The following is an 11794-nucleotide window of genomic DNA, read 5'->3' as shown; positions in this document are numbered from 1 at the left end:
TCCTTCGGTTCGCGATTAGCCTAGGGTTACCAGACTAATCGGGGAGCAACGATGGCCGGAACAGCAATCGACGCGCAGGCGGCGCTGGATGCCCGGTACGGTCGCACGCCGAGCGCGAAGAGGCGCGATCGCCTCCTGCTGGTCATCGGCGCCGCCCTCGTCGTCCTGGTCTTCACCGCCTGGGTGATCTGGGCCGGTCTCGACAACGGGCAGGGCAGCCTCGACGCGCAGGACATCGCACACAGCGTCGTGAGCGATGAAACGGTGAGCATCACCTGGCAGGTGTCCGTCGGAACGGGCACGCCCGTGTCGTGCGCCCTCGAGGCCCAGAACGATCTCCACGCGATCGTCGGCTGGAAGATCATCGAACTCGCGCCATCGTCCACCTACACGACCCAGTACACGGAGGTCATCCGCACCTCCCAGCGGGCTGTCACCGGCTTGATCTACCGCTGTTGGCTCGCGTAAGATCGAGGTAATCGCTTCGAGACCGGTCAGCTGGCCGGTCTCATTTGTTTGAGAGGCGACGCCGTCGGGGGGACGGATCCACCTAAGGAGTGCACCATGGCTGACATCATTGCCGAGACCTGGCTGACCCAGGAGGCGCTCGACCGACTCACGAACGAGCTCGAGCACCTCAGCGGAGCAGGGCGAACCGAGATCGCGCACAAGATCGAACTCGCGCGCGAAGAGGGCGACCTCAAGGAGAACGGCGGATACCACGCCGCGAAAGAGGAGCAGGGCAAGATCGAGGCGCGCATCCGCCAGTTGACGGCGCTGCTGCGCACGGCGAAGGTCGGAAACCCTCCGGATGACGGCGTCGTCGAACCCGGAATGCTTGTGACCGCGAAGATCGCCGGCGACACCAGCCAGTTCCTCGTCGGCAACCGCGAGATCGCGGGCGACAGCGACCTGGACGTGTACAGCGAGCAGAGCCCTCTCGGTGTGGCCATCATCGGCCACAAGGAGGGCGAGACCGTGACCTACACCGCACCGAACGGCAAGAGCATCACCGTCGAGCTGCTCGAGGTCAAGACCTACAGCTTCTAGAAGTCGGTGCGCGGCTCGTAGTCCGCTTCGATGAGGTGGTCGAGCACGCGCTGGACGTGCTCCGGCCCGCGGGTCTCGAGGCTCAACTCCAGCTCGACCTCGCCCAGAAGCGCGCCTCGCCCGTTCCTTACGTGCGACACGTCGATGACGTTCGCGTTGGCATCCGAGATCAATTCGGCGATGCGGGCGAGCTGGCCCGGCCGGTCTGGCAGCTTCACGCGAAGTTTGAGGTAGCGGTCGGAGGCGACCAGGCCGAGTGAGATGACGCGCTCCATGACCTGCGGGTCGATGTTGCCCCCGCTCAGGATCGCGACGGTCGTGCCCAGGTTGTCCACCTTGCCGGTGATGATCGCGGCCACGGCGACCGCTCCCGCCGGCTCCACGACGAGCTTCGCCCGTTCGAGCAGGACGAGCAGCGCCCTCGCGGTGTCGTCCTCGCTGACCGTCACGATCTGGTCGACGAGATCCCGGATGATCGGGAAGTTGAGCGCTCCGGGCTTGCTCACGGCGATGCCGTCGGCGATCGTCGGCTTGATCCGGATCTCGACCGGCTCACCCGCCTCGATCGATTTCGGGTAGGGGGCGGAGTTCTCCACCTGCACCCCGATCACACGGATCCTCCTGCCCTCGAGTTCCCCGCGACGGGCGAGTGCACTCGCAACACCGGCGATCAGGCCTCCTCCCCCGATCGGCACGATCACGGTGTCGACATCGGGGACCTGGTCGAGGATCTCGAGCCCGAGGGTCCCCTGGCCCGTGATGATGTCGTGATGGTCGAACGGCGGGATCAGGATCGCCCCCGTGGACTGTGCGAACTCCGCTGCGGCACGGAGAGGCTCGTCGACCGTGTGGCCGCGCAGGACGACATCCGCGCCGTAGCTCTTGGTGGCCTGCAGCTTCGGCAGGGCGACTCCGACCGGCATGAAGATGGTCGCGGCGATACCCAGCTCCCGTGCGGCGAGTGCGACGCCCTGGGCGTGGTTGCCCGCCGACGCGGCGACGACGCCACGCGCGCGCTCCTCCGGAGTGAGCTGCGCCATCCGGTTGTACGCACCCCGGATCTTGTACGAGCCGGTGCGCTGGAGGTTCTCGCACTTCAGGTACACGGGGGAGCCGAGGATGCCGGACAGGTAGCGGGAGTTCTCCATGGGGGTGACGCTCGCAACCCCCGCGACGAGGTCGCGGGCCCGCTCGATCTCCGCGAGCGTGGGGGGATCCGCCTCACTCATCGCGCAACACGCTCTGGAGTGTCGGCCGGGGGTTCTCTCGCCATTCGCCCTTCGCGATGTAGTGCACGATGACATTGAGCGTGGCGACGACGGGGACGGCGAAGAGCGCACCGGCGATGCCGGCGAGGTAACCGCCTGCTGCGACAGCGAAGACGACGGCGAGCGGATGCACCTTGACGGCCGTGCCCATGACGAGCGGCTGCAGGACGTGGCCTTCGACCTGCTGGACGAGGAGCACGATCCCGAGCATGATGACCGCCGGCCAGATGCCGAGGTACACGAGGGCGACGAACACGGCGAGGATGCCGGTGAGGACCGCGCCCACCACGGGAATGAACGAGCCGAGGAACACCGCGATCGCGATGGGGATCACGAGCGGGAACCCGTCGAAGAACAGGCCCAGGATCCACGCGCCGAGACCGATGCCCACCGCGTCGATGAACGCCACGAAGATCTGCACCTTCACGAAGTCGGAGAGCGTCACCCACCCGGCGCGGCCCGCACCATCCGCTGCCGGCCTCGCCGCCCGCGGGAACAGGCGTACGGTCCACGCCCAGATGCGCTTCCCGTCGATGAGGATGAACAGTGTCGCGAAGAGGACGAGCAGGATGCCTGCCAGGAAGTGACCGAACGATGAGCCGAACGACAATGCACCGGAGAGCAACCACTGGCTGTCGCGCTGGATCCCATCCCAGGCCTGGGCGAGGTAGTCGTTGATCTGCGCCTCGGTGAGGTGCAGGGGCGAATTGAGCAGAAGGGTCTTGACCTCCTCGAAGAAGGCGAGGGAACGGTCACGGAGGTCGGGAAAGCCCCGGATGATCTGGGTGACGATGAGGTAGACGAGTCCCGTCACGATTCCGATGAGACCGACCTCGGCCAGCCCGACCGCGAGCCACTTCGGCCAGCGGTGGCGCTGCAGGAACTGCACGAAGGGCACGAGAAGCGCGCCGAGCAGGATCGCCACCAGGAACGGGATGACGATGAGTTTCAACTGGATGACGAGGAAGATGAGCAGCGCGCCGACACCGGCGACCACGAGGATGCGCCACGACCACGCGCCGGCGATGCGCATGCCCATGGGCACCGCATCCTCAGCCGAACGCTGTTGCGCGCCCCGGCGGGCCGCTGACGGCGGCAGTCGCTTGCGGAACATCACGCTTCAGTCTACGGGGGAGCATATGCCGTGGATTCCATATTCTCCAAGTGGCATCCAGTCGTCGTGTCGGTGCACTCCGGTATCGTCGAGACCCATGGTCGACTCGATCTCACCCGCCCAGGCGCGCCGCATCGCGCTGGCCGCACAGGGGTTCGGGCGCCCCGCACCGGATGCCGTGGGCACGCGCCAGCTGAACCTCGCCATCGAGCGCATCGGCCTGCTGCAGCTCGATTCGGTGAACGTGTTCGAGCGCAGCCACTACCTTCCGATGTTCGCGCGGCTGGGCCCGTACGACAAGGACCTGCTCGACCGGCTCACCTTCACCCGTCGCGGCCGCTACGTCGAGTACTGGGCGCACGAGGCCGCGCTCATCCCGCGCGAATGGTGGCCGCTGTTCCGCTGGCGGATGGACGGCTACCGCACCGCCTCATCCAACGGCCTGCTCGACTGGGCCACCGCGCACCGGAGCATTCTCGACTGGCTGCGCGCGGAGTTGGCCGAGAAGGGGCCGCTGGCCGCGAGCGCGGTCGAACACGATGCGAACCGGCGTTCGGGGCCGTGGTGGGGCTGGTCGGAGGTCAAGACCGGGCTCGAGGTACTGTTCCGCTGGGGCGAGGTGGTGAGCGCGGGGCGCACCCGGTTCGAGCGCGTGTACGGACTCGCCGAGCACCTCATGCCGGCGGAGCTGCTGGAGCAGGAAGTTCCGGCGAACGAGGCCCACCGGGCCCTCGTCGAGCACGCGGCGCGGGCGCACGGCATCGGAACGACATCCGACCTCACCGATTACTTCCGGCTCAAGAAGGTGGACGTGGCCGGCCTGTTGCACGAACTCGAGGACGAGGGCATCGTCCGGGAGGTCACCGTGAAGGGTTGGGAGGGCAAGGGGCGCAAGGAGCGGGCCTGGTTGCACCGCGATGCCCGCATCCCCCGCCGCATCGAGGCGACCGCCTTGCTCTCCCCCTTCGACCCTGTCGTGTGGCGGCGTGAGCGCGCTCTGCGGATGTTCGACTTCCACTACCGCATCGAGATCTACACTCCGGCGCCTCAGCGCGTGTTCGGCTACTACAGTCTGCCGATCCTGCTCGATGAAGCGATCGTCGGCCGCATCGACCTCAAGAGCGACCGCCAGGCTCATGTACTGCGCGTGCAGTCCGCGTGGACCGAGGCGCATGCGGATGCCGGGCTCGTCGCTGAACGCATTGCCCCACTGCTGCGGTCCACGGCATCCTGGCAGGGACTCGACGCGGTCTCGGTCGCCGACTGGGGGGACCTCGCCCCCGCCGTCGCGGGCGAGCTCGGGGTGCCGCTCGCAGCGCGCTGACTCCCGCGCGGAAGGCGTGCCGACGGCACCGCACGCGCTCGTCGCCTTCGCGAAGGTCCTCTAGAACCTGGTCGCGTTGCCGAGGAGTCGCTTCACCCGGTCGCCGATCGGCGGGTGAGTGCCGAACAGGCGGTCCATGACGCCCGGCTTCGACGGGTCCCCGAACCACATGTGCGCCATCGTCGAGTTCTGCTTCTGCAGGGGTTTCCCGTACTGGCCCAGCTTTTCCAGCGCGCTCGCGAGCGCCTCAGGATGCCGCGTCGTCATGGCGCCCGTCGCGTCCGCCAGGTACTCGCGCTGGCGCGAGATCGCAGCCTGGATGAGCGCGGCGATGATGGGTGAGAGGACGAGTGCCGCGAGCCCCACGATGAGCATGATGGGGTTGCCACCGTTGTTGTTGTTGCTGCGCCGCCCGCCGCCGAACCACATCATCCGCATGAGGATGTCGACGATGAAACCGATGGCGACGACGAGCGCGAACACGATCGTATTGAGCCGGATGTCGTAGTTCTCGACGTGGCCCATCTCGTGCGCCATGACTCCCTCGAGCTCGGAGTCGGTCATCATGTCGAGCAGCCCGGTCGTCGCGGCGACGGAGGCGAGCTCCGGTTTCCGGCCGGTCGCGAACGCATTGGGCGACGGATCGTCCACGATGTACACCTTTGGCATCGGCAGCCCCTTGGTGATCGCCAGGTTCTCGACCACCCGGTACAGCCTCGGGTTGTCGGCCTTCTGGATCTGCCGCGCCCCGCTCATCGCAAGCGCCTGGCTGCTTCCGGCGAAGTACTGGATGACGACGTAGATGCCCACGCCGATCATGGTCGCGATCGTCACGGTCCAGTCGCCGGTGCCGAGAGGGTCGCCCCAGATGAGGTTCACCGCGAATCCGATCGCCGCGACGAGCAGGACGAACAGCACCATGATGAACACGGTGTTGCGCTTGTTGCGCGCTATCGCTTTGTACACGGGTCAACCCTGAATCGGCATATGGGATTTCGATGCGCGCCGCACGCAGCGCTGCTCAACCGGCTGGTCAGAATTGAACCCGAGGCGGCTCGGCGATCGCGGCCGAGTCGGACACCTCGAAGAACTCGCGCTCGGTGAACCCGAGTCCACGAACGAAGAGGGTGTTCGGGAACACCTGGATCTTCGTGTTGAACTCGCGCACCCCGCCGTTGTAGAAACGGCGGCTCGCCTGGATCTTGTCCTCGGTGTCGACCAGCTCGCCCTGCAGTTGCAGGTAGTTCTGGCTGGCCTGGAGCTGCGGGTAGGCCTCCGCCACCGCGAAGATGCTCTTGAGCGCGGCCTGCATGTGGTTCTCGGCTGCAGCGGCCTCGGCCGGGGTGCCGGCACTCAGCGACTCTGCGCGGGCCTTCGTGACCGCCTCGAAGACGCCCTTCTCGTGCGCCGCGTAGCCCTTGACCGACTCGATGAGATTCGGGATGAGGTCGGCCCGCCGCTTGAGCTGGACGGTGATGTCGCTCCATGCCTCGTCCACACGCACCTTGAGGCGCACGAGCGAGTTGTAGGTGGACCACAGGTAGATCCCGATGATGACGACCAGCAAGACGATGATGCCGATGACGATCCAGAGTGAATCCATTGCAGTGAGCTCCTTCGGTGTTGCCCGGACGTGCATTGTGCCCGCCAGCGGCGCGCTGCTTCGCAGTCAACTATAACGAAACCTGACTGCGCTCCCACCGAGAATTCACCGGGCGTTCAGCGAACCGGGCGCCCGGTCACAGGAGCCCCGCTGGCCCTCCGCCGCTCACCGAGCCGCGAGCACGGACTGCAGCCAGCGGTACGAGTCCTTGGGCGTGCGCACGAGCGAGTCGAAGTCCACGTGCACGAGTCCGAAGCGCTGCGTGAACCCGGCCGCCCACTCCCAGTTGTCGAGCAGCGACCAGACGAAATACCCGCGGATGTCGATGCCGGGGGCTCCGTCGAGCACGATCGCGAGGTGCTCTGCGATGTAGTCGATACGCCGATCGTCGTGGAATGCGCCGGCCGCCCCTCGTGCATCCGGGTAGCTCACGCCCCCCTCGGTGATGTACACGGGGGGGAGCGCTTCGCCGTAGCGCTCCACCATGTCGCCGAGTGTCACGGCGAGATACTCCGGGGCGACCGGCCAACCGAACCCGGTCTTCGCGAACTCGGGGAACGGGACGAGCGAGAACGGGACATCCTTCATGCGCTCGGCCTCGCCATCCGGCGTCTCACCGACCGTGGGCGACCCGGCCCGGATGCGCGTCGGCATGTAGTAGTTCAGGCCGTAGAAGTCGAGCGGCTGGTGGATGGTGGCGAGATCATCCTGGTCCACCTCGCTGAGCGCCCGGAACAGCCGACCGGAGCCGAATGGCGGCTTCGGATAGCTGCCGAGCAGGACCGGGTCCGCGAAGATCCGATTGTGCACGGTGTCGAACACGTTCGCGAAGAAACGGTCCGCCATCCGGTCGCGGGCCGGAACGACGGGCGAGTGCACATTCGTCATGCCGATGCCGCCTGAGACACCGGCCGCGCGCAGCGCCTGCACGGCGTAGCCGTGGCCGAGCAGCTGGTGGTGCGCCGCGGGGAGCGCATCGAAGAGCAGCGCAGAGCCCGGCGCGTGGATACCGAGCGCATAGCCGTTGAGCGTCACCGTCGTCGGTTCGTTGATCGTCACCCACTTGTCGACGCGGTCGCCGAATGCCTCCGCCGCGAGCGTCGCGTAGTCGCCGAGGCGCTTGGCCGTGTCCCGTGCCATCCATCCGCCCGCCCGCTGCAGCTCCTCCGGCGTGTCCCAGTGATACAGGGTGACCATGGGTCGGATGCCTGCCGCGAGCAATTCATCGAGCAGCCGATCGTAGAACGCGATGCCCTCGCGATTCGCGTGGCCCTTCCCACCCGGCTGGATGCGCGGCCAGGACAGGGAGAACCGGTACGAGTCGACACCGAGCCCCTTCAGGAGCGCGACATCCTCCTGGTAGCGGTGGTAGTGGTCGTCGGTGATCTCCGCCGTGCTGTGGTCCAGGATGCGACCCGGCTGGGCCATGAAGGTGTCCCAGGTGGACGGCCCGCGCCCACCCTCGCGCACGGCGCCCTCGATCTGGAAGGCCGCTGTCGACACCCCCATGGTGAAGTCGGCCGGAATCCGCTCGGCGAACACCTCCGGGGTCTCCCGATCGTCGTTCATGCGCCGAGCACCCGCTCCAGGTAGGGGTTCGCGAATACGCGATCCGGGTCGAGGCGATTCCGGACGGCGCGGAAGTCGGCGAATCCCGGGTACAGCGAGGAGAGCGACTCCGCGTCCTGGAAGTGGATCTTGCCCCAGTGCGGCCGCCCGCCGAACCCACGGAGAATGTCCTCGACCGCGTGGAAGTACTCGAGGTGGTTCTCACGCCAGTACCGGTGCACCGCGATGTAGCCGGTGTCGCGCCCGTTCGCGGTGGAGAGCCACAGGTCGTCCGCTGCGGCAGCGCGCACCTCGATCGGGAACGAGATGCGCCACCCGCGGGAGTCGATGAGCGCGCGGATCGCCCTCACGGCATCCGGAACCAGGTGGCGCGGGATCGCGTATTCCATCTCGCGGAACCGCACCGAGCGCTGGGTCGTGAAGACCGAGGTGGACACATCGGTGAACTCCCGGTCTCCGGTCAGCCTGCTCGCGAGGCGGTTGATGCCGGGGATGGCGGCGGGGATCGTCCTGCCGGTGCCACAGGTGAGGGCGAAGAGCCCGTTCGCCATGAGGGAGTCGTCGACCCACCGTCTCGCCCGCCCGAGCGGATGCAGGGGCGCATCCGCAGGAAGCCTCGTGTTCGTCTTCGTCAGCACCGTCTCAGTGTGCGGGAACCAGTAGAACTCGAAGTGGTCGGCTGAGTCGACGCGGTCCTCGAAGTCGTCGAGCACGCGGTCCATCGGTTCTGGCTGCTCGAGTGCGTGCAGTGCGAATGCCGGGACGCACTGCACCGTCACGTCGACGAGGATGCCGAGCGCTCCGAGCCCGAGCCGCACGGCGGGCAGCAGTTCTGCGTTCTCCGTTCCGCTCACCCGCAGGATGCCGCCGTCGGCCGTGACGAGGGTGGCGCCCACGAGCTGGGCGGCGAGCCCGCGGAAGCGCCCGCCCGTGCCGTGGGTGCCCGTCGAGGTCGCCCCTGCGATCGTCTGCCGGTCGATGTCGCCGAGGTTCTCCATCGCGAGCCCGTGCGGGGCCAGGAGCGCGGGTACCTGGTACAGGTTCGTTCCTGCGCCGAGGGTGACGCGGCGCAGTTCCGCGTCCACGTCGAGTACTCCGTCCAGCGCCGAAACGTCCACCTGGATGCCGGGCGCCACCGCGATGGCGGTGAAGCTGTGCCCGGCGCCGATCGCCTTCACGGGCAGTCCGAGCTCGCGGGCGCGCCCGACGACATCGATCGCCTCGTCGACGCTCGTCGGCCTGGCGACGTGGACCGGGTCTGCGCTCTCCACGCGGCCCCAGTTCTGCCATCGCCTGCCGCGCGCGAGCAGGGCGCCTTCTCGGGGCTCGGTCGTGCTCGTCACAGCCAGGCCTTCCCTTCGCCCCGATATGTGGGGAGCGTGTCGACGATCCGGTCGCCATCGACGATGGCGACCTCATTCAGGTGCTCGGCGAATTCACCGGCCTTCGTATGACGGAACCATACGCGGTTCCCCACCTCGAGAGTGCTCGCGTGCGAGAGCGGGGTCTGCACTTCGCCCGCCATCTCGCGGGGGATCATCCGCAGGCCCTCCGGCCAGACCGCGAGCGGCATGCGGTCGACGGCGGGGGGTCCGGAGGCGATCCAGCCGCCGCCGAGCACTGTCGCGATGTCGGATGTCGGCTTGCGCACGACCGAGAGGGCGAACGCGGCCGCGGGTGCGGGGCTGAATCCGCTGTAGTGGTCGAACAGGTGCGGGCCGAAGAGGCCGCTGCCTGCGGCGATCTCCGTGACGGCGGACTCCGCACTCGTCGATTCGATGGAGCCCGTGCCGCCCCCGTTCACGAACTCCAGGTCGGCGACCTCTCGCACGGCGGCGACGGCGTCGGCCCGACGCGCCGCGAGTTCGGCCGCGGAGCGTCTCTGCATCCACCGCACGACCGCCCCGTAGGCGGGCCTTCCCTCCGGTCGATCGACGGTCCCCGCGATCTGCCCCTCATAGGCCATGAGTCCGACGAGAACGAAGCCGGGCCGCTCGACGATCGCTTGGGCCAGCTCCCGTGCCTGCACGGCGGTGCGGACAGGCGACCGCCACGTGCCGATGTGGCCGAGCATCCGGGAGTCCCAGGACGCGTCGAGTTCGAGGCACACGCGGATGTCCGCGCGCTTCCCCGGCGCGAGGACGCTGTCGACGAGGTCGAGCTGGGCGACGGAGTCCACCATGATCGTGACGCGCGCGGCAAGCGCCGCATCGCTGCCGAGCCGACGGATCGCCGACCGGTCTACGCTCGGGTAGCCGACCACGACATCCCGGATCGTCTCGGCCAGCCACAGCGCCTCCGGCAGCGTGTAGGCGAGGACGCCGTGGTATCCGGGGACCGCCTCGATCGCCTCGATGGCGCCGCGCACCCGCAGCGACTTGCTCGCCACGCGGATGGTCGTCGTTCCGCCTGTCGTCGAGCGGCGATCGAGCATGTCGTGGACGTTGTGCGCGAGCGCCGGCAGGGAGAGCACGCCGAACGGGGTGTCGAGCCCGGCCGTCGCCGCCGTGAGCGCCGGCCAGTACTCCCCCGGGTTCGTCCAGGGCGTGGCGGACGGTCGATCGAGTCGCATGCCCGTCCTACCGCACCGATCTCACCGGGATGACCGCGAGGCCGCCGACGAGCGCGGCGATGGCGGCGATGAGGAACAGGCCCTGGAATCCGACGAGGGCCGCCACGATGAACGCGCCGAGCAGCGGGGCGAGCGCCTGGGGCACGGTCGTGGCGATGTTCATGATCCCGAGGTCCTTGCCGCGGGCGGCGGCGTACGGCAGCACCTGGGTGGCGAGCGCCTGGTCCACCGAGAGGAAGCATCCGTAGCCGAGCCCGAGAAGGCCGGCGGCGACCCAGGCGACCTCGAACGACGGGACGAAGGCGAGCAGCAGCGCGGCGAGTGCTTGAAGGGCGGATGCCGTGAACACGAACATCTTGCGGCGGCCGAGCCGGTCGGAGAGGCGGCCGAGCACGAGCGACGCTGCGACCACGAACACCATGTAGATGAGGGTCAGGATGAGCAGCGCGTCCTGCGCGGGGTCCCCTGGGGCGAAGCCGAGTCCGTCCTGGAGGAAGTACAGCAGCAGGCCGGTACCGAATGCGTTGCCGAAGTTCACGAGAATGCGGCTGAGCAGCGTCCAGCCGAAGTCCGGGAACTGGCGGGGGCTGATCCAGAAGCCGGCGATCAGGGCACGCATCGTGAACGGAGGGCGGTCTTCCGGCGCGAGCACAGCATCCGGGATGCGCAGGATGAACGGGAGCACGAACGCGATGAGCAGGACGGCCATGAGCGTGTACCCGATGAACTGGCTCAGCCCGAGCATGATGACGAGCACGAGGCCGACGATCGTGCCGACCGCCTGCGGCGCGGAAAGCCAGCCGGACACGTAGCCGCGCTGGTTCACCGGCACCTGGTCGGAGATGGTCGCGGTGAGCGCGGAGGTGAGCATGCAGAATCCGATGATCGCGAGGGACCACAGGATGCCGATGCCGACCATGGTCGCCTGCATCCCGAGGACGACGAGTGAGGCCGCGAACACGAGCGCGCCGGCGAGGATCCACGGACGGCGCCGGCCGAACCGGCTCGTCGTGCGGTCGGAGAGGGCCCCGGTGAGCGGATACGCGACGAGCGCGCAGACTCCCGCGATGCCGGAGATGATGCCGAAGGCGACGACCTTGTCGACCCAGTTGTCGGAGATGACGTGCGCCTCGACCTGTTGCGGCAGCAGCAGCTGCACGGGGGTCAACTGCGCCATCCAGATGCCGAACCAGGCCGTTGCGAACAGGGCGATCCAGCCCGCCGAGATGACCCTTGTGGGTTCGGAGAGCGCCGCCGGTGCGGCCGAAGTGCTGTGCGTCATCGGGTGTACTCC

11 protein-coding genes are annotated in these 11794 nt (G+C 68.0%); 3 read left to right on the top strand and 8 right to left on the bottom strand.

What is annotated here, in order from left to right; genetic code table 11:
• Window positions 1–51 precede the first annotated feature (51 nt).
• Both BKA04_RS10150 and greA read left to right on the top strand, forming a co-directional pair.
• A complete protein-coding gene (locus tag BKA04_RS10150) occupies window positions 52–468 on the top strand; it encodes a DUF4307 domain-containing protein (RefSeq protein ID WP_104096306.1) in 417 nt (138 codons plus the stop codon).
• A gap of 96 nt (window positions 469–564) precedes the next feature.
• Entirely contained in the window at window positions 565–1050 is a 486-nt protein-coding gene (gene greA / locus BKA04_RS10145) for a transcription elongation factor GreA (RefSeq protein ID WP_104096305.1), read from the top strand.
• Here the strand turns inward: greA and ilvA are convergent.
• Together ilvA and BKA04_RS10135 are read right to left on the bottom strand one after the other, a co-directional pair.
• Complete coding sequence (gene ilvA / locus BKA04_RS10140) at window positions 1047–2279, bottom strand: threonine ammonia-lyase (protein WP_104096304.1); 1233 nt, start codon at window positions 2277–2279, stop codon at window positions 1047–1049. The genes greA and ilvA overlap by 4 nt on opposite strands.
• Window positions 2272–3432 (bottom strand): AI-2E family transporter, encoded by a 1161-nt coding sequence (locus tag BKA04_RS10135; RefSeq protein ID WP_104096303.1) that lies wholly within the window; start codon window positions 3430–3432, stop codon window positions 2272–2274. Before BKA04_RS10135 ends, ilvA begins: the two co-directional genes overlap by 8 nt.
• 97 nt (window positions 3433–3529) lie before the next feature.
• Between BKA04_RS10135 and BKA04_RS10130 the strand changes: the two genes are divergently transcribed.
• Entirely contained in the window at window positions 3530–4756 is a 1227-nt protein-coding gene (locus tag BKA04_RS10130) for a winged helix-turn-helix domain-containing protein (RefSeq protein ID WP_104096302.1), read from the top strand.
• Window positions 4757–4816: 60 nt separating this feature from the next.
• On the opposite strand, the gene BKA04_RS10125 is transcribed toward BKA04_RS10130, so the two are convergent.
• The 6 genes from BKA04_RS10125 to BKA04_RS10100 form a co-directional block, all read right to left on the bottom strand.
• Window positions 4817–5722: a M48 family metalloprotease gene (locus BKA04_RS10125; protein WP_104096301.1), complete on the bottom strand. Its 906-nt coding sequence runs from the start codon at window positions 5720–5722 to the stop codon at window positions 4817–4819.
• Window positions 5723–5789: 67 nt separating this feature from the next.
• Entirely contained in the window at window positions 5790–6359 is a 570-nt protein-coding gene (locus BKA04_RS10120) for a LemA family protein (protein WP_104096300.1), read from the bottom strand.
• Between the two features lie 165 nt (window positions 6360–6524).
• On the bottom strand, window positions 6525–7928 hold the full coding sequence (locus BKA04_RS10115; RefSeq protein ID WP_104096299.1) for a GH1 family beta-glucosidase: 1404 nt from the start codon (window positions 7926–7928) through the stop codon (window positions 6525–6527).
• Window positions 7925–9238, bottom strand: coding sequence for a D-arabinono-1,4-lactone oxidase (locus BKA04_RS10110; protein ID WP_104096745.1), 1314 nt, complete (start codon window positions 9236–9238; stop codon window positions 7925–7927). The genes BKA04_RS10115 and BKA04_RS10110 overlap by 4 nt, the downstream gene beginning before the upstream one ends.
• A gap of 29 nt (window positions 9239–9267) precedes the next feature.
• A complete protein-coding gene (locus BKA04_RS10105) occupies window positions 9268–10500 on the bottom strand; it encodes an alanine racemase (protein WP_104096298.1) in 1233 nt (410 codons plus the stop codon).
• Window positions 10501–10507: 7 nt separating this feature from the next.
• A complete protein-coding gene (locus BKA04_RS10100) occupies window positions 10508–11782 on the bottom strand; it encodes an MFS transporter (RefSeq protein ID WP_104096297.1) in 1275 nt (424 codons plus the stop codon).
• Window positions 11783–11794 lie beyond the last annotated feature (12 nt).

It is taken from the genome of Terrimesophilobacter mesophilus, assembly GCF_014200375.1.
Classification (GTDB): Bacteria; Actinomycetota; Actinomycetes; order Actinomycetales; family Microbacteriaceae; genus Terrimesophilobacter; species Terrimesophilobacter mesophilus.
The sequence above is the reverse complement of the archived record's forward strand: the minus strand, read 5'-3'. Positions and strand labels throughout refer to the sequence as shown.

Excerpts from the sequence above, each read along its gene's own strand:
- BKA04_RS10130 (WP_104096302.1), top strand. The coding sequence starts at position 3,530 with ATGGTCGACTCGATCTCACCCGCCCAGGCGCGCCGCATCGCGCTGGCC.
- greA (WP_104096305.1), top strand. The coding sequence starts at position 565 with ATGGCTGACATCATTGCCGAGACCTGGCTGACCCAGGAGGCGCTCGAC.
- BKA04_RS10135 (WP_104096303.1), bottom strand. The coding sequence starts at position 3,432 with ATGTTCCGCAAGCGACTGCCGCCGTCAGCGGCCCGCCGGGGCGCGCAA.
- BKA04_RS10115 (WP_104096299.1), bottom strand. The coding sequence starts at position 7,928 with ATGAACGACGATCGGGAGACCCCGGAGGTGTTCGCCGAGCGGATTCCG.
- BKA04_RS10150 (WP_104096306.1), top strand. The coding sequence starts at position 52 with ATGGCCGGAACAGCAATCGACGCGCAGGCGGCGCTGGATGCCCGGTAC.
- BKA04_RS10120 (WP_104096300.1), bottom strand. The coding sequence starts at position 6,359 with ATGGATTCACTCTGGATCGTCATCGGCATCATCGTCTTGCTGGTCGTC.
- BKA04_RS10105 (WP_104096298.1), bottom strand. The coding sequence starts at position 10,500 with ATGCGACTCGATCGACCGTCCGCCACGCCCTGGACGAACCCGGGGGAG.
- ilvA (WP_104096304.1), bottom strand. The coding sequence starts at position 2,279 with ATGAGTGAGGCGGATCCCCCCACGCTCGCGGAGATCGAGCGGGCCCGC.
- BKA04_RS10100 (WP_104096297.1), bottom strand. The coding sequence starts at position 11,782 with ATGACGCACAGCACTTCGGCCGCACCGGCGGCGCTCTCCGAACCCACA.